The organism is Microbispora sp. NPDC088329, assembly GCF_040685655.1.
In the GTDB taxonomy this organism is placed as follows: domain Bacteria; phylum Actinomycetota; class Actinomycetes; order Streptosporangiales; family Streptosporangiaceae; genus Microbispora.
In genome coordinates, this window is sequence record NZ_JBFBIP010000022.1 from 83,226 (window position 1) to 101,395 (window position 18,170).

The window sequence follows — 18,170 nt, forward strand, 5'->3', positions numbered from 1 at the left end:
ATCCAGAAGTTGGAGTGATGTTTCAGTAGCACAGCAGCATGCCCGGGGGGCGGAAGGGAATTTGCTCCTACGCTGGTCGTTCGGCTGTCTGCACAGCGGTCCCCAGCAGTGATCAATCGTCCCAGTAGAGGGGCCTGCGCTACCACATGCAGCTCCCTTTGGGGATTGACGCATGCAGCAGTTGGGACTCCGTGTCCCGGAGCCAACGCGACGGCGCGGAAGCGTCCCTCTACCTGCTTTTCGTGCTATCCCTCTGGCTGATCCGTCACATTACCCCATTGGCCCATCCTGATCAAAAGGAGCGCAAGGTTGGCAAGAATTCTTTGCGTCTGTATGTGCTGATCACCAAGTGCTGCAAAGGCTACCTGTACAGCCTGGACGAGTTCTCCATGGGCTTCCCGCAATCGACCTTGATCCCGCAAAACCGTTGCGAGGTTGCTCCAGCTGGCAAGTGTATTTGGATGTCCCTCGCCGAGTACTCGCCGTTGGCCCTGAAGGGCTAGCCGAAACTCAATTTCCGCTTCTTCTAAGCGCCCCGCGGACCAGAGAATCAACCCCAACTCGTTTCTCGTCTGAAGAGGAGCTGGATGCTCTTCGCCTTGAACGTGCTTCCAAATAGCGAGAATGGTACCCATCTCTGCCGCCGCCGCTTCCTGTAGTCCGAGCTTTGCCGATACTATTGCTAAGTATCTGCGAATCCTCAACGTGTCCGGATGCTCATCGCCCTCTGATTGCCGCTGAATATTCAGGATCGCCTCAAGTTCCGATTGCACCTCGGACAACGTCTCGGCTCTAGTTTCTTGGTCTTGCCAAACGCTGCGCTGTGCGCGTAAGTAGGCTATGTTTGTGCGGCTAACTAGCGTATCCGGATGCTCGGCGCCGAGGACTTCTTGAACGGAGCGTAGTTCCAAGAGGAGCTCCTGTTCTGCCTCTTCCCATCTCCCGAGATCCTGTAGAATCACCCCGAGATTGTTGCGGCTCACCAACGTGTGCCGATGTTTTTCGCCTAGCGCTATGCGACGCGCTTCCAATACCGCACGGTGCTCTCTTTCTGCCTCCATCCATCGGCCAAGGGCTTGCAATAGGGTAGCGTAACTACTTCTGCTATTTAGGGTTTCAGGGTGTTCTTCTCCTAGCACCCGCCGACGTGCAGCAAGTACTGCCAATGACTCTGCTTTGGCCTCCTTCCAGCGCCCTAAATCTACCAATACGTCTGCCAGGTATGCTCGACTGCGCAGCGTATCGGGGTGTTCATCTCCCTTGCTGGCGCCGTGAATCCAGACTGCCTTCGTAAATCCGTCCGCGGCAAGCTGGTAACGCCCTTGATTGAGCATATGCTCGGCAATAGCGTCAATGTCGGGCGTGTTGGCATGACGGTAAATTATCCGAACAATATCGTCAGGGACTTTCGAGGCTGGCCCCGTTTGCTGTTGGTGTTGGTCTACGAGATAATCGAAAACCTCTACCCTTGCTTCCATGCTATTTGCGGGTTGGAGTAGGGCTGCGGTAGACCGGCGCTGTCGTGTTGCCCACTCCCATGCCTGCTCCAGGGGTTCAGGCCGCAGTCGCTTCCCGCCGCGGCTGTCGAGGTGGATCTGATGAAGTTCTTCTAGAAGCTCCTTGGGAAGGGCAGATAGGTATCCCGCGCGGCGGCAGTCGATTGCTGCCGCTACCAGGGCTGCTCCTCTAGGGTTACGGCCAACCTCCCATGCGTTTTCGTAGGCGTCTTGGAGATGCGGACCTGCAGCCAGATATTCGGCCATCCCATACTCGTCGCTGTATTCCAACGCGTCTGCTATCCGCTCATCCGACGTGTGAGCGCGGGCGCGAGCCAGCTCATCTGGGCTAAACAGCCGACGTAGTCGGATTTTGTGGGCCTGGCTGAGAACCTGGATGGCCTCATCGCCCAACGTTCTTTTCCGGTCCTCAGCGTCGGCTGGCACTTGAATGAGCTGATCTTCTTCGGCGCTGCGTAATGTGGCGAGAATCACCTTATGCCCCTTACTGTCCCGTATACGGCTAATCTGCACGGTCGTGATCGCCCCGGACCGCAGGTAGTGTTCCAGGTCATCTAGCCAGAGCACGGCTTTTTTAGCCTGGATTACTTGCTCGACTACTGCGGCCATCACGTCCTTAGGGATATTTTTGTCACCGGGCACGAACAAATCATGCGTAGGCAACTCGGTGCGGGCGGTTTCGAACGCGGTCCGCGATTTTCCCGCTGTAGAATCTCCGACCAACACGACAAAACCGCCCGCGCGAAGCTGTATGGCGAGTTCTGTGTCAACGTCGCGAGGCACATAGGCTGGCACTCGGTCACCGATCACTCCTTCAGCCTCGGGAGCCGACCTGTAGATTGGGGTGCTGGGATGCACGCCTAGCCGTAGCGGATCGGCCATCTTGCGGACCTTTGGCACTCGACCGGACCTAAGCGTTAGTAGGCCGTCAGCGATTTTGAAACGTTGCTCATCGCGGCGCTGGGTCAGCCGCTTAAACCGCTCTTGCCACATTCCGGCAGCGACCAGCGCAAGCGCCGCCACGAGAGCTGCGCCACCAACTATCCAGGGGTTGGTTATTTTGAAGGCGTTTAGCACTGTCGGGATCGCTCCTACCACCACCAACCCGCCGATCATCGCGGTGATGCGGCTCCGTGCCATTCCGTGCCTCCGGTCCCTGCCTGCTGTTCCTACTTCACGAGTGACAGGAAAACGCATATCAGGGCGCGCGTCCACTCATGCAGGCATACGAAGTATCAGTGCGATCTCCGCAGTTGGCCCCGGCCCTGATCGCCTATCTGCCGTCGACCAACCCAAAAGGACAGCGCGGGCCGGGCGGACAGCCGACGGTAAGCAGGTGGGACTGGCGTTACGGTGTTCGCGCAGGCAATGCGGAGAGACCGATGCGGCCGTCCTCGTGGACCTACTGTGGACCAGAGCGCCGGTCGGACGGCGATTCGACGTCTTCTCCCAGCTCAGGGAGATGTGAGGCGCGGATGTGACACCCTCTCCGGAGCCGGGTGCGCAGGTTCGAATCCTGCAGGGGGCACCATTGTGATGTCGCAAGACATCGGAAACCCTCGAACCTACGGGTTCGGGGGTTTCTTCGTGTACTGGGGTTGGTAGTCGCGGGTGGGGTCGATGGTCAGCTCGCGGAGGAGTTGGCCGGTGGTGGCGTTGACCACGCGGACGTGGAGATCGTCGACGAGCAGGATGACGTGGGTTCGGGCGTGGGTTCGTCCGATGCCGATGTGGTGGAGCCGGCCGCCGACCCGGAGGGTGACGACGCCGGTGTGGTCGACGCGGTCGTGCCGGACCCGGGTGTGGGTGTCGCCGTCGCGGGTGCCGGTCGGTTGGGCCTTGGGCCGGGTGTTGTAGGCCCCGGCGGGGGTGGCGCGGTGCGGCAGCGATCGGTGGGGGCGGTGGTGGTTGTAGGCGTCGGCGAAGCAGTCGATGAGGGTTTGTAAGTCGCTGATGGTGGCGGGCTGGTCGGGCTGGGCGTGCAGCCATTTCTTCATGGTCTGCTGGAAGCGTTCGACTTTTCCGCAGGTGGTGGGGTGGTTGGGGGTGGAGTTTTTCTGGGTCACGTGCAGGCGGCGCAGTTCGTGTTCGAAGGCGTTGCGGCCGCCGCGTCCGCCGGCCAGGCGGGTGGTGAAGACCATGCCGTTGTCGGTCAGGGTGGAGGCGGGCACGCCGTGGGCGGCCACCGCGTGGCGGAAGGTGTCCCGCACGATCGGGCCGGTGACGCGGGGGTGGGCCGTCACCGGCAGGGCGTAGCGGGAGTGGTCGTCCAGCCAGGTGAGGATCTCGGCGTCGGTGCCGTCGGCGAGGCGGTAGTGGGTGAAGTCGGCTTGCCAGGTCTCGTTCGGCTGCTCGGCTTGGAAGCGGATGTAGGAGGAGCGTGGCCGTTTGGTCGGCTCGGGGGTGACCAGCCCCGCGCGGGTCAGGTAGCGGCTGATCGTCGCCCGGGACACGGTGGTCTGGTGATGCTGGTGCAGGTGCCAGGCGATCGTGTCCGGCCCGGCGTCCAGGCCCTGGCTGGACAGGTCCTTGCGCAGGCGGAGGATCAGTTCGACGGTGGCGGCGTCGATCGCCGTCGGTGGTTTCCTATGTCTCGAGACACCCGTTTCCTATGTCCTGAACCACAACACTGCAGGGGGCACCAAGCAGATCTGCGCTACGGGCATCCACCCCATTTCGGGGCGAAGGGTGCCCGTTTTTGCGTCCTATGGGATCGTTTGTCTGGCTGCCATCGGAGGTTGAGGCCATAGGCGGGCAGGCATGATCGTGATCACCCGAGCTGGTGTCGGTTTCGATCATGGATGCTTGAGGCCTGCCTGAGGGTGACGGGTTGCTTACTACCCTCTCGCTCAGGCTGACGATGTCACTGATCGTGTCGCTGTCCAGCGTGACCCTGATGAGGGCGGTGTTCGCGCGGGCGTCGTAGCGGACCTCCCAGGTGAAAGACCTCGAACAGCTCGCGCTGGAGTTCCTCAGGAGCTTCGGCGACGTTGGCGGTCAGGAGGGGGAGCCGGTCGAGTAACTCTTCCGCGTGGCCCTGCCGCGATGGTTGCGCCTCCAGGATGGCGAGCTGCGGTTCGAGACGTTCGCGGAACTCTTGAGCGCATTTAGGCCTCTACAGAGAACAAGCGCCCAGCCAGATGGCTTGCACATGCGAGCGGACCAACCGCGGCGATCTGCGCAACGAGAAGCACACTGCCCCGTCGACGTTCGCCGGATCCAGCAGTTGGGCGATATCGGGCATTGTCTTCACCTCTCCGCTGCGACTCGGACGGTACGGACTCGTCGCTTCGGGAGGGGGTGGACCGCCTCAATCGTGGTCGAGTGCGAATTGCCTGGTTAGAAGGGGTGCCTCTTGTTTCCCTTCTGTTGGGACCCTCGCGGGGGGCACCAGACCTTGACCAGCGGATCAAGCCGCTGACCAGCCCAACAGCACAGGAACGGGCGGGCCTCCAGTCTTATGGAGTCCCGCCCGTTCTCATCAGCGCTCGCTGGTCGTGGGCCAAGGATCGGATCGCCTTCCTGGGCAAGGGGATGTGCCAGGGGAACTTTCCTGACTATTGACACCTACGACACGCCGTCGGTAGCGTCACCGCCAAGTTTGTACATGGTTGTCCATGAACAAGAGGCCAGGATGAAGATTGCAGTGGTCGGCAGCTACGGTGCCGGGCTCACCATGCAGGTGCCCCGGATGCCCGTCGCGGGGGAGACCCTCTCGGGCGGCCAGTTCACCTCCGGGCACGGAGGCAAGGGCTCTAACCAGGCAGTGGCCGCGGCCCGCCTCGGTGCGGAGGTCAGCTTCCTGACCGCGGTCGGGCCGGACCAGTTCGGCGCTGCCGCCCGCCGGCTATGGGCCGAGGAAGGGGTCGACGCGAGTCGGGTCCGCACCGCCGGCGCCGCCACCATGGTCGGCATCATCCTCGTCGACGACGAGGGGGAGAACCGGATCGCGATCGCACCCGGAGCACTGGACGAGCTGACTCTGGCAGACGTCGAAGGGTTCGCCGACCGAATCGCTGCGGCAGACCTCGCCATGGTCAGCCTCGAGATTCCCCTGCCGGTCGCGCTCGCGGCCCTGCGGACCGCGCACGAGCACGGGGTCCGCACCCTGCTCAATCCCGCCCCGGCCGTGGCCCTGCCCGACGAGGCGTGGGCGTGGATCGATGTGCTGACCCCCAATGCCAGCGAAGCTCGGGTGCTCACCGGTCGAGACCCGGACAGCACAGCCAGCGGCGATGAGCTCGTCGACCTGCTCCGGACCCGTTACGCCGGAACAGTCGTGCTCACCCTCGGCGCCCAGGGCGCACTGGTGGACTCAGGTGGGCAGCGCACCCGGGTCGCGCCTGTCACCGTGCCCCGCGTGGTCGACACCACCGGTGCAGGCGACGCCTTCACCGGGGCGCTCGCGGTCGCCCTAGTCCGGGGCGACGACCTCACCGAGGCGGTTCGGTTCGCCGCCGCGGCCGGCGCCCACAGCGTCGGCATCGCCGAGGTCATACCCGCCCTGCCCCGCCTGGACGATGTCGCGACCCTGTTGAAGAGATGAGAGAGATGGCCCAGATGACCACTCAGGCGGCGCCTCCGGTGAAGTCCGGGGTCGCGGCCCCCAGCAACCCCTCGCCCCTCCAGCGGTTCCTGCACGCCCGGGAGTCCAGCACCTTCCTCGCCCTGGTCGTGCTCTTCCTGCTGGGCACTCTGCTCGCTCCGGGCTTCGTAGGGACCAGCAACTTCCTCACCGTCGGCCAGCAGATCGCGCAGATCGGCATCATGGCGATCGGCGTCACCTTCGTCATCATCAACGCTGAGATCGATCTGTCCGTCGGCTCCATTTACGGCCTCGGAGCCGTCGTCTGCGGTCTCCTTATGACTTCGGATGTCGCCTGGCCGCTGGCCGCTCTTGCCGGGATCGCCGCCGGCACGGTCGCAGGCCTGATCAATGGCCTGATGACCGTGGGATTCAGAATCCCGTCCTTCATCGTCACTCTCGGCACGCTGAGTGTCTATCGGGGCGTCACGCTCCTGCTCAGCGGCGGGTCGCCGATCTCCCTGTCCGCCAACGACCCTGACATCGCCGAGTTCAACCTGCTCGGTCAGGGCAAGCTCTTCGGCGTCCTGCCGATGCAGCTCGTCATCTTCGCCGTCGTCGCCGTCCTCGGCACGATCGTCCTCTCAAAGTCCCGCTACGGCTTCAACACCTATGCCGTCGGCGGCAGCGCCGAGGCCGCGCGGCTGTGCGGCATCAACACCGGCCGCGTGAAGGTCACCGCTTTCATGCTCTCCGGCACCCTCGCCGGTCTGGCCGGCGTGCTCGGTCTGTCCTTCCTCTCCTACGTGCAGGGGGTCACCGGTTCCGGCATGGAGCTCACCGCGATCTCCGCAGTGATCATCGGCGGCGCGGCCCTGTTCGGCGGCTCCGGCACCATGCTTGGCACCGTCATCGGCGTCGCGTTCATCGGCGTCCTGCAGAACATCCTCAACCTGCGCGGCATCTCCTCCTTCTGGCAGACGGTGGCTACCGGCACTGTGATCATCCTCGCCGTAGCCGCCGACACCTGGCTTCGCAGACGTTCCGGACGTCGGTGACCTTCACCTGCACGCGCCCCTGACTACCCGTCCCCCCACACCGTAAGGAGCCACCCGAAATGAAGTTCTCCCTCGGGCGTCGGGTCGCGGTCGCCGTGACCCTCAGCCTGGCGCTGCTGGCGAACGCCGCCTGCGGCGCGGTCACCCCGGCCAGCACCGCCTCCGCCGAGAACGGCGGCTTCAAGCTCGCCGACTACATCAAGGAAGACGTCAAGCAGGGCAAGCCACTCAAGATCAAGCTGAGCTACCACGACCCATCGCTGGCCTTCGCCGTCCCGATCCGAGAGGGCATGGAGCGTGGCGCCAAGGAGTTCGGCGTCGACGCGCAGATGATCGGGCCGTCCGGCGGCAACCCCGCCGACCAGGTCGCCGAGCTGCAGACTCTGATCAACCAGAAGCAGATCGATGGCCTGGCCGTCTCCTCGGCCAGCAACGACGCCCTCAAGCCCGTCATCGCCCAGGCGTACGACGCCGGCATCCCGATCATCTCGTTCAACACCAACAACCCCGAGTCCAAGCAGATGGGCTTCGTCGGCCAAGACCTCGTGTCCTCCGGCAAGTCCCTCGCGAAGGAGTTGCTCGGCGTGCTCAAGGGTAAGACCGGCAAGGTTGTCGTGGTCTCCGTCGACTCCGGTGCCGGCTGGTCCAACGACCGCTTTTCTGGCTTCCAGGAAGGGCTGAAGGACTCCGGCCTGCAAGTCGTCGGTCCGATCAACACCGGTAACGAGCCGAGCGCGGCCTACAACACCATCGAGTCCACGATGGCGGCACAGAGCGATGCGATCGCGCTCGTCTCCCTCGACTGCTGCAGCTTCACCGCCGGGGCCAAGTGGCTTCAGCAGTCCGGTAAGGCGGGCAAGATTCACGCCGTCGGTTTTGACGTTCAGCCGCAGACGGTGGAGTACCTCAAGAGCGGTGTGGTCGACCTCACCATCAGCCAGGGCCCGGCCGAGCAGGGCTATCAGGCGGTCAAGCTTCTCGCCGACTTCCTCAAGAACGGCACCGAGATTAAAGACGTGGACACGGGCGCACTTGTGGTCACCCCTGACAACGTGGCCTCCGCGCCAGTGGAGGGCTGAGCCGATGACCAGCCCGGCCACGAATGCCGCCTCGACGGCGGCCGCCGTCGAGGTGACAGGTCTGTCGAAGCACTTCGGAGCCGTCCGCGCGCTGCAGGACGTGAACCTGAGCGTCCCTGCCGGCAGCCTCACCGCCGTGATGGGTGAGAACGGCGCCGGCAAGTCGACACTCATGAAGATCCTGGCCGGGCTGGACACCCCCACTTCCGGCACTGTGCGAGTAAACGGTGAGCCGGTCCGCCGGTACGATCCGGCCACCCTGCTCAGTCGGCATCGGGTCGCCTTGGTGCCCCAGGAGCTGGCTCTCGCCCAGGACCGGACCGTCGCCGAAAACATCATGCTCGGCGTCGAACCGGGATCCCGCCCCTTCCCCGACCGCGGTCGGATGAACGAGCGGGCAGCGGAGTTGCTGGACCGGCTCGGTCTGGGGGTCGACCCCCGACGCAGCATCCGCCACCTGGACGCCGCCTCCCAACAGCTAGTGATCATCGCCCGGTCCCTGGCCCGCGAGGCGCGAGTGGTGATCCTCGACGAGCCGACCTCGATCCTTTCCCCATCGGAGTCGGAGCGACTGTTTGAGGTGATTCGGTCGCTGCAGACCGACGGGGTGACCATGCTCTACGTCTCGCATCGGATGCCCGAGGTGTTCGCCCTCTCCCAGCACGTCCATGTCCTGCGCGACGGTCGGCACGTCGGGCACTGGCCCACTGCGGAAGTCACCCCCGACCAGGTCGTCGCCGCGATGGTGGGCCGGGAACTCGCCGCCGACTTCAGCCGGCATGACACCCCCGCACCCGTCGCCACGGCCGCCCCCCGCCTACGAGTCCGGGGCGTCTCCGGCACCGGTTACACAGATGTCGATCTGGAAGTCGCCCCGGGCGAAGTGGTCGGCCTGGCCGGGCTGCCCGACAGCGGCCGGATCGAGCTGTTGCGCGGCATCTTCGGCGCCGATCCGGTGACCGGCGGTGAGCTCTCACTGGACGGGAAGGCGTTCACCGCGAAGTCACCGCGCGACGCGATCGCCGCCCGGGTGGCATACCTGCCGGGTGAGCGCCGGCAGCAGGGGATCCTGCCGACGATGAGCGTCGCCGACAACGTCAACATCCTGGCCCTGAATCGTCGGCAGCGGTTCGGCCTGCTGCAGCGGCGGGCCCTGCGTCGAGACGCGGACGCCCGGGCTCAGGAACTGCGGGTGAAGACCTCGACGACCGCCCAGGGCATCACGCAGCTCTCCGGCGGCAACCAGCAGAAAGCGCTGCTGGCCCGATGGCTGTCCATCGAGCCCCGGCTGATGCTGCTGGACGAGCCCACCCGGGGCGTCGACGTCGGCGCCAAGGCGGAGATCTACCGACTGTTCCGCAATTTGGCCGACAAGGGCGTAGCGCTCGTCGTCTCTTCGTCGGACCTGCCCGAACTGCTGACCGTCAGCGACCGAATTGCCGTCATGGCCGCCGGCGCCCTGGTCGGCGTCATCCCTGCGGCGGAGGCCACCGAGGAGAGGGTGATGGCCCTGGCCACCGGCGCTCACACTATGAAGGAGAAGGCATGAAACGCAGGGGCGTGCTCAACGCCGAATTGTCCGGGGCGCTGGCCACCCTCGGCCACACCGATCTGCTGCTCGTGGTCGACGCAGGCTTCCCCATCCCGCGCACCGCCCACCGCATCGACCTGGCCATCACCGAGGATCTGCCCAGGCTCACCACCGTGCTGGACCTCGTCGCCGACGAGATCATCGTCGAGGGCCTCGTGGTCGCCGAGGACGTCACCACTCACAACAAGCCCCTCGCGGATTGGCTGGGGCAGCGCTTCCCCGGCGTACCGCTTACCACCCGGCAGCACGCCGAGATGCTCGGCGAGCTGGCCCACCAGGCCAAGGTGATCGTGCGAACCGGGGCGTTCAACCCGTGGGGCAACGTGGGGCTGATCTGCGGCGTGGACGTCCCTCGATGGTTCGACGAGCCCGGCGTCATCGTGCCCGACTACTACCAGGACCGGATGTAGCGGCGTCATCGCCCCCACGACGTACCCAATTGGAGATAGAACGTGAGCACTGCCACTCAGACCGACGCCGCGGCCACTCCTGCGGCGCTGGCCCCCTACATCCAACACACCCTGATTGAGACCGGAGTGACCCGGGACCGGATCGTAGCCCACGCCGAGGAAGCCGTCCGATACGGCTTCAACGCCGCGATGGTGCCGGGCTCCTGGGTCCCAGAAGTCGCCGAGGTACTGCGCGGCACCGGCGTCGAGGTCGCCTCCGCGCTGGATTTCCCCACCGTCGGAGTGACCACCAGCGCTGGCAAGGCCGCCGAAGCTGAGAGCCTGGTCCAGGCCGGTGCCACGCAGATCGACATCGGCGTACAGATCGGCTGGCTCAAGAGCGGCCGATACGACGCGTTCCGCGACGACATCGCCGGGGTGGTCCGGGCGTCCGGCGTGCCGATCAAGGTGATGCTCGAGTTGCCGCTGCTCACCCCAGCCGAGCGGGAGGCGGCCGTCGAACTGTCGATCGAGGCCGGTGCGGCGATCCTGAAGAACGCCAGCAGCGGTGCAATCGAGGTGGCGAACCCGGAGAGTATCGCTTATCTGGTGGCCCGGGCACCGGAGGGCGTGAAGGTCAAGGCCTCCGGCTCGATCAAGTCCTTCGATCAGGCCGTGTCCCTGCTGCGGGCCGGGGCGGTGCTGCTTGGCACCAGCGCCGGGGTGGCTATTGTCACGGACACGACAGACGGACAGACTACGAGCTATTGATCATCCGTCCGCCCCTCGACCCGAGCGACAGGCAGCGGCTGTGATCGGCAGCCGTGGGTCGAGGGGCGGCGGAGTCCCCCATGGAAGGTGACATGTCCGACCAGTTGGGCCCGTCCGGTGCGTCCGAGCACCTCGACCGTGACGCGCCGATGCCCCTGCACGCGCAGGTGTCGGAGCAGATCCGGGCGCGGATCCTGTCCGCCGAGTGGCCGCCGCACTATCGGCTACGCAGCGAGCCGGAACTGGCGGCCGAGCTTGGCATCTCCCGGGGTACCCTGCGTCGAGCGCTGTCGACCCTGATCCGGGACGGCCTACTGGTGCAGGTCCGGGGGCGTGGCACCTTCGTCACCTCCACCACCATCGAGCCCTCGATCGCGCAGAAGCTGACCACCCTGTCCGAGGACTTCGCCCGGCAGGGGGTCTCCATGACCACCCAGGTGGTCACCCACGAGATCATGGCCGCACCCTCGCCGGTGGCTGCCCTGCTCGACCTGCGTCCCGGCCAGTCAGTGCTCCGCTTGGAGCGGCTCCGCGCCACCTCCTCCGGCCCGGTGGCCTGGCTGGTCAACTACGTACGTATCGATCTGGCTCCCGGCCTGGACCGGGTCGACCTGGCCGACCGTTCCCTGTTCGGCCTGTTAGAGAACGAGTACGGGCTGAAGATCAGTACTGGGCGACGTACCTTCGGCGCGACTGCCGCCGCTGGACGAATCGCGGCGGCGCTCGAGGTGCCGGAGCAATTCCCGCTGCTGTACCTGGAGCAGATCACCTACCTCGACGACGGTCGGCCGATCGAGTACTCCGACGTGTGGATCCATAGCGAACGAATGCGGGTCACCTCGCTGCTCTCCCGTCGCTGACCTACGTACGGGTCCGCCACAGGGGACCGCTGCGGCGGCAGACGCCGGTCAGGCCTCAGCAAGGAAGGCAGTGCGCCGGTCCGCTTTAGACTGCTGCTCTACGCGGCGTAGAGCAGGGGTGGAGGTCGTGCGGCACCCGCCTGGATGGTTTCGGCTGATGCGCACCGGGGTTTTCGCCCTGGTACGCGTTGGCCTGTCCCAAGCAGGTCATGATCTGATGGCCCCACGGCTGTGCCGGCATGGTCGGTCGGCATGGCCCTGGGCCTGGTGACGTTGATCGGCTACCGCCTGGCTGGTCGTGAGTGGTCGGCCCGCTGGCTTCTGGCGGCTGTGGAGACGGTCCGGCTCTACCTGCACGTGTGGTTCACCTGGACGACCCCGGCGGACGGAACATCCAGCGTCGGCGCGCACGCCATGATGCCGGGGCACACGGGCCCGATGGCCGTCGCGCACGGCGCGATCCCCGCACACGACGGGATGTCTGTCCTGGCGATGTTCGCCGCGCACGCGGCGGCGGGCGCGTTGGTCGCCTTCTGGCTGTCGGTGGGCGAACGCGCGCTCTGGCGAGCCCTGCGTTCGCTGGCGTTCGCCGTCTCCTCTCACCTCTGTCGCGTTCTCGCGCTCATCGGGCCCGTGGCGATCCCCGTCCGACCGAACGCGGCGCCAGCGTCCCACGACGAAGGCGATCTTTCGGCCACGACCGCGCTCCGGCACACCGTGGGCGCTCATCCTGCGGTGAGGAGATCGTGGACATGGCCGATCTTCGCCAGGTCTGGGCGCAGATCCCCGACTCTCGTGATCGGCGCGGGCGCCGGCATCCGCTGGTGGTGATGCTGGCGCTGGTCCAGGCGGCGATCGTGTCCGGCGCGGTCTCCTACGCGGGCGATCAGGCACTGGATCGCCCGCGCACCCCAGGAGGTCCTGGCCCACCTCGCGGCCCGCCGGTGCCGATCGACTGGGTCACCTACGACCGCGGTTACGGCCGCACCGAGATCCGTACCATCCAGGTCATGTCCGCCCCGGCCGGAACCCGCTTCCCGCACGTCAAGCAGGTCTTCCTGCTCGAACGCCACGTCTACGACCTGGGCTGGAAGCCGCTGTCGGCGGTCGCGGTGCTGGGCGTCACCAACCTGACCGCGGAACTGACCGGCCCACGACGCCTGGCCGAACTGGTCAGGGGCGAATGGTCGATCGAAACAGAGATCATTACGTCCGGGATGTGACGCTCGGCGAGGACCGCTGCCGTGTCCGCACCGCCTCAGCCCCGTTCATCCTCGCCGTCATGCGCAGCCACGCGATCGGCGCGTTACGCCTGCTCAACCACACCAACATCGCCGAAGGCACCCGCTGGGCCCGCGACGACTTCCGTAACCCGCTCATCGCCCTCGGTCTCACAATGTGAGAACTCCTTCAGCCCTGCTGCGGACCTGGACAAGCTCCTGCCGCCGGGTCTGGCGCGAAGGACGAACGCGGCGATCTTGGCGGCAGACGCCGGCCACACGGCCTATGTGGATGATCCTCCGGCTACAGCCGCCCCGGTCGGTTGTCATTACGACAGAGGCTTTCGTGTCCGGAGAGGTCGGCTGTGGACGAAAGGCCCTGCCGTCCCAGCGGAGTAGGAACGCCTGGGGGTCGCGGTCGTCGCCGTGTCGCGCACCACGGGTGACGGATGCGGTCAGCTTCGGAAACTGACGCGGGCTTCGATGGTCAGTCTTCGTCCGGATACAACCTCTGGTGGAGCCGGCGCAGATCTGGTTGGTGCCACGCAGGGGGCACCAGACCAAGGCCAGATCACACATCGTGTGATCTGGCCTTTTTCGTGTCGTACGACTGTTGCGGCTTGCCGTCTTGCGACGGTGCCGGATGCGTGGCGAGCGAGGGCCGCAACGCCTTGCCCGGAATCCCGACCGTCGGCGGGGATGGGCCGCGGACGTGCGCGTATGACCGTCCGCGGCCCGGTAGGACCTCACATCAGCTGCGCAGGCTCCACTGCTGGTTGGTGCCGCCGTTGCACGACCACAAGATGAGCTTCGTACCGTTGGCGGTGCCGGCGCCGTTCGCGTCCAGGCACAACCCGGACTGCACACCGGTGATGGTGCCGTTCGAGTTCAGGTTCCACTGCTGGTTGTTCTGTCCGTTGCAGTCCCAGATGATCACCTGGGTGCCGTTCGAGGTGCCCCGGTTGTAAGCGTCCAGGCACTTGTTGCCGAACACCTGCAGTTGCTTGCCGGACGTGTACGTCCACCGCTGGTTGGTCTGCCCGTTGCAGTCCCACAGCTGCGCCTGGGCGCCGTTGGTCGCCGAGGCGCCGGTGACGTCCACGCATCGGCCGGACTGGCCACCGACGATCGAGCCGCTCGGCTGGCCGGTCCCGCCGCCGTTGCCTTGCCTGACGAGCGACTTCGACTCGGCCGATCGGTTCCCCTGGGCGTCCACGACGTAGAGCCGATACTCACCGTTCGTCGTCGGAACGGCGATGGAGGTCGCGGTTCCGTCCGCCCTGGTCATCGTGGCGCCGGCGGTGAAGGACGTCGTGCCCGAGGGAGCCAGCCACACGGTCTTGCTCGCATCGCCGGTGCTCCGGATGGGAATCGACGTCGTACCGGCGGCGACGAACGTGCTGGCGGGCAGGACGTAATCCGGCAGAGAGAGATTGCTCTGCGGGATGATGTTCCGGTACGCGTCCTCGAGTCCGGAGTTCACGGCGATGCCGTAGGCCTGCGACGGCCAGACATAGTCGGAGTACACGAGGATGTCCTGGACCGTGCTGTTCGGCAGGTTCTTGTTGGAGACCTTGTTGATCGGGCCGTAGGTCTGCGTGATGCTCAGGTCGTGCTTACGCCCGAAGTCGTCGGAGTTGATGAGCCACGTGACATTCTTGTCCACGCTCAGGACGTTGTCGCGGAACGTCATGTTCCCCGAGCCCTCGTCCGGGTGGAGTCCGTACTTGTGACCGGACGGGACGCCCTGCATGTAGTTGTTGGTGATCGTGGTCCCCGGCTGGTTGCCCAGCGTGTAGACGGGCGCCGTGTCGCTCAGCCGCTGCACCGTGTCGATGAAGTGGTTGTAGCTGATGGTGTTGTTCTTCGCCGTGGTGGTCGGCCGGTTGGGCGCGATGGAGCCTGACGACCCGTCGAAGTTCCACCACCCCCAGCCGAGCGTGACGCCGGACCACGGGGTCTTCTCGATGCGGTTGTGCTGGATGGACAGGGTGTCGGCGAAGTACGCCGAGATCGGGCTGTGCCCGTTGAACAACACGGCGCTGTCGTAGATGTAGTTGTTCTTGATCTCGATGTTCTTGGGCGCGCCTTCGACCTGGACGGGATACTTCTCGCGGTTCGTCGAGGTGTAGTCGCCGATGTAGACATGCTGGGGATGGCCCACGGAGATCGCGGATCCGGCGATGTCGTTGGTGTAGTTTCCGATCAGCTTCGTGTTCACCACGTCGTTGGCCAGGGTGATTCCGTCGACGCCGGTGTGCTGGATCCGGTTGTTCTGCAGGACGAGCCCGTCGGCGTTCTCGATCTGGATCATGCCGGGCGCCAGGTCGACGTTGCGGTAGTAGTAGGCGTGGAAGTTCTGCTTGGCGTACGCGATGGCGCCGAGATTGCCCTGCTGGGCCTGCTTGAGCACCGAGCCGGCCACGTTGAACAGGTTCCAGTCGGAGTGCTGGACCGTCAGGCCGGAGAACGTGATGTTCCGGGCGCGGCTGCTCGTGGAGGTGCCGGCGACCTTGATAAGGGTGGACACGTTGTTCGGCGCCCAGACCGACGCGGTCGTCATGTCTTCCGAGCCTGACTTGTAGTAGTACAACGTCCGGCTCGTCTTGTCGAAGAAGAACTCACCCGGCGCGTCCAGGAACTCGTAGGCGTTCATGACCTTGTGGCTGCCGCCGACCTGGGCGTTGCCGTTGAAGGCGCCCTGGGCGATGGCCGCTCCCGGCTGCTGGAACAGGGCTATGCGATTCGAGCCCTCAGTGGTGACCTGCCGGACACCCACGATGGCCGTGGTCCAGGTCGTCGCGGTCTCTATCTCGATGTCGTCCTGATTGGCGGCGACGGCGGGAAAGTCGTTCAGACTGTATTTCGCTCCCGCGCACTGCGAACCGGATTCCCACGCCCAGGACGCCTGTCCCGCCGTGATGGTGTAGTTTCCGTAGCATCCCGCCGAATTCATCGTCTTCGATGCCATGAACGCGCGCTTGTCGTTGACATAGAGTGCACGGAGCTTGTTGCTGCGATTCAGCGGGGCTTTCCAGATGTTACCGCTGTGCTGCGTCCATCCGGTTACCTGAACGCCTCCGCTGAGGATTGGCGTCTCGTTCTGGTACGCGGAGTAGATGACCCGGTAGCCGTTCGTGCCGGAGTCGGCCGGAGTGAAGTCGATTGTGCTGCCGACCGTATAGGTGCCGCCGCGGAGATAAACGTAGATGTCACCTGTCATGTTGGCGTTCACCGTGCGAACGACGTCCCTCGCGCGCTGCAGGGTCCTGAACGGTGACGTGATCGTTCCAGGGTTGGCGTCGTTGCCGTCGGGGGCGACGTAGTAGGTCGCCTGGGTCGCTGCCGAGGCCGGGATGCCACCTGCGAAGGTGGGTAGCAACACTGCGGCGACGAACACCGCAAGCGCTGCTAACGCCTTCCCCGTGGTGGACAGGGCTGACTTCACGCTCTGTTCCTTTCGCTGGTTCCGAGCAGATTTCCGCCGCGAAATCACCCCGCCTCAGCGTGTGCCATGGGGCGGGCGTGGCGCCTTGTCGTGCAGTTGCCGACATCGATCGGAGAGCTGTGCCACCTTTGCGGGCCGAGGGTCCGGCCGTCCTCACGCCATGCGCGGCGATCGCCGTGGAGCGTGGGCCTCGGCAGGCTCGTCGCCGGGAAGGCCGAATGTCCTTACCGCGGGATGAGGGGGGCGGCCGGTCGTGCGCGCCGGGCATTCGTCACAGGCGGGCTTACGCACCCTTCAGCAGGCGAAGGACGAGCCTGCCGGTGCCGTAGGAGTTTTGCCGTCCACTCCGGCCCCGCGCTGACGAGGGTCACGCTGCCGGGGCGCGAGGTCGCCTCATAACACGCCCTAAGGGTCTGTGGAAGACGTGGCGCTACCATTGCGAGGAGAAACGTATGACGTATGCCGAATGATGTCTAGCGTTGAGATCCGCACCGACAGGGGGTCTCGCGACAGTCGATGGAGTGCGGGAAGGCGTACCTCCCCGGCACCGCGACGCCGGGTGATCTCCCGCGACTTGTGGATCCCGCGGGCCGCGGTGCGACCCCGCCCTCATGCGTACTGCGAGCTGGCAGCTCGCGGCCCGATCCTGCCAGGTCAGGGCTGGTGTCTCCGGCTCGGCGCCGGTCGCCGGCGGCCCGGCGAAATCCTCCGTACGGTGTCCGCAGCGCATCAGGTCCCTGCTGGATCGGCCGCCCTCCGGGCAGGTTCAGGCAGAAAACGCTTCATCTCGGCAGTGGTGAGTCACATTCGCTGCTGCTGAAACTTTCATCCGCAGTTGTGACCCCTGCCGGTACCGGCGGCTGAGCCGAGGGTGCGCGGGTTCGTCGCGGTTGATCTGCTGCGGCATAGGGTGAGCGGCATGGCGCTGCGACTCGGTCTGCTGAATTTCAAGGCTCGGGACAACTCGGCGCTCGGCCGGTTCTGGGCGGAGGCGCTCGGTTGGAGTGTTTTCAGCGAGGGACCCATTGTGACGGGCGTCGGGCCCATGGGCTTCGTCTGGGCCGACTCCGACGACGCCTGCGTCTGTCTCGTCACCGTCCCGGATCCCGAAACGGTGAAGTGCCGCGTGCACCTCGATCTCGCGACCACCTCTGTGGCCCATCAGGCGGAGTTGGTCGCGCGCCTGAAGGAACTCGGCGCGACGCCCGCCGACGTCGGCCAGAGCGACGTGCCGTGGACGGTTCTGGCCGACCCGGAGGGCAACATGTTCTGCGTGCTGGAGCCTCGGGAGATCTACCGCGATACCGGTCCGATCGCCGCGGTGGCGGTCGACTGCGCGGATCCGCAAGCCATGGCCAGGTTCTGGGGCGAGGCGATGGACTGGACCCTGCACGAGGTGACCGACGACCACGCGGTGCTGCGCTCGGCCAAGGGTGCCGGGCCGTATCTGAGGTTCCTCCGCGCGACACCCGGCGTGAAGACCGTGTGGAACCGCGTCCATCTCGACCTGGTGCCGTACGGTGGTGACGATCAAGCAGCGGAGGTCGCCCGGCTGCAGGCCCTCGGTGCGACGCTCGCCGACGTCGGCCAGGGCGACGTTCCGTGGGTCGTCCTCGCCGACCCGGAGGGCAACGAGTTCTGCGTCCTCGCTCCTGCGTGACGCGGGGCCTACGTCGGCTCCGTACCGCGCCTCCGCCCTCGCCGTCCGACGT

The 18,170-nt window shown here is 65.6% G+C and carries 13 protein-coding genes; 10 read left to right on the forward strand and 3 right to left on the reverse strand.

The genetic code is table 11. The features are described 5' to 3' along the window. Nucleotides 1-245: 245 nt before the first annotated feature. Both AB0O28_RS31825 and AB0O28_RS31830 read right to left on the reverse strand, forming a co-directional pair. Nucleotides 246-2,657, reverse strand: a complete 2,412-nt coding sequence (locus AB0O28_RS31825) for a tetratricopeptide repeat protein (RefSeq protein ID WP_363646261.1) — start codon at nucleotides 2,655-2,657, stop codon at nucleotides 246-248. A gap of 425 nt (nucleotides 2,658-3,082) precedes the next feature. Further along, entirely contained in the window at nucleotides 3,083-3,970 is an 888-nt protein-coding gene (locus AB0O28_RS31830; RefSeq protein ID WP_363646262.1) for a DDE-type integrase/transposase/recombinase, read from the reverse strand. A 1,181-nt stretch (nucleotides 3,971-5,151) separates the two neighbouring features. Here AB0O28_RS31830 and AB0O28_RS31835 point away from each other — a divergent pair. The 9 genes from AB0O28_RS31835 (at nucleotide 5,152) to AB0O28_RS31875 (ending at nucleotide 13,013) form a co-directional block, all read left to right on the forward strand. Then, complete coding sequence (locus AB0O28_RS31835; RefSeq protein WP_363646263.1) at nucleotides 5,152-6,063, forward strand: ribokinase; 912 nt, start codon at nucleotides 5,152-5,154, stop codon at nucleotides 6,061-6,063. 14 nt (nucleotides 6,064-6,077) lie between these two features. Next, on the forward strand, nucleotides 6,078-7,100 hold the full coding sequence (locus tag AB0O28_RS31840; protein WP_357051070.1) for an ABC transporter permease: 1,023 nt from the start codon (nucleotides 6,078-6,080) through the stop codon (nucleotides 7,098-7,100). Nucleotides 7,101-7,159: 59 nt separating this feature from the next. Beyond that, nucleotides 7,160-8,179 (forward strand): substrate-binding domain-containing protein, encoded by a 1,020-nt coding sequence (locus AB0O28_RS31845; protein ID WP_363646264.1) that lies wholly within the window; start codon nucleotides 7,160-7,162, stop codon nucleotides 8,177-8,179. A gap of 4 nt (nucleotides 8,180-8,183) precedes the next feature. After that, nucleotides 8,184-9,728, forward strand: a complete 1,545-nt coding sequence (locus AB0O28_RS31850) for a sugar ABC transporter ATP-binding protein (protein ID WP_363646265.1) — start codon at nucleotides 8,184-8,186, stop codon at nucleotides 9,726-9,728. Next, on the forward strand, nucleotides 9,725-10,180 hold the full coding sequence (rbsD, locus tag AB0O28_RS31855; protein WP_357051079.1) for a D-ribose pyranase: 456 nt from the start codon (nucleotides 9,725-9,727) through the stop codon (nucleotides 10,178-10,180). Before AB0O28_RS31850 ends, rbsD begins: the two co-directional genes overlap by 4 nt. A gap of 42 nt (nucleotides 10,181-10,222) precedes the next feature. Then, nucleotides 10,223-10,930: a deoxyribose-phosphate aldolase gene (gene deoC / locus AB0O28_RS31860; protein WP_363646266.1), complete on the forward strand. Its 708-nt coding sequence runs from the start codon at nucleotides 10,223-10,225 to the stop codon at nucleotides 10,928-10,930. Between the two features lie 92 nt (nucleotides 10,931-11,022). Next, a complete protein-coding gene (locus AB0O28_RS31865; RefSeq protein WP_357051085.1) occupies nucleotides 11,023-11,790 on the forward strand; it encodes a GntR family transcriptional regulator in 768 nt (255 codons plus the stop codon). Between the two features lie 252 nt (nucleotides 11,791-12,042). Next, complete coding sequence (locus AB0O28_RS31870; RefSeq protein ID WP_363646267.1) at nucleotides 12,043-12,621, forward strand: hypothetical protein; 579 nt, start codon at nucleotides 12,043-12,045, stop codon at nucleotides 12,619-12,621. Further along, entirely contained in the window at nucleotides 12,621-13,013 is a 393-nt protein-coding gene (locus tag AB0O28_RS31875; protein WP_363646268.1) for a hypothetical protein, read from the forward strand. The genes AB0O28_RS31870 and AB0O28_RS31875 overlap by 1 nt, the downstream gene beginning before the upstream one ends. A 748-nt stretch (nucleotides 13,014-13,761) precedes the next feature. On the opposite strand, the gene AB0O28_RS31880 is transcribed toward AB0O28_RS31875, so the two are convergent. After that, on the reverse strand, nucleotides 13,762-16,458 hold the full coding sequence (locus AB0O28_RS31880; protein WP_363646269.1) for an RICIN domain-containing protein: 2,697 nt from the start codon (nucleotides 16,456-16,458) through the stop codon (nucleotides 13,762-13,764). 919 nt (nucleotides 16,459-17,377) lie between these two features. On the opposite strand from AB0O28_RS31880, the gene AB0O28_RS31885 reads away from it, so the two are divergent. Further along, nucleotides 17,378-18,118, forward strand: coding sequence for a VOC family protein (locus tag AB0O28_RS31885; RefSeq protein ID WP_363646270.1), 741 nt, complete (start codon nucleotides 17,378-17,380; stop codon nucleotides 18,116-18,118). Nucleotides 18,119-18,170: the final 52 nt, after the last annotated feature.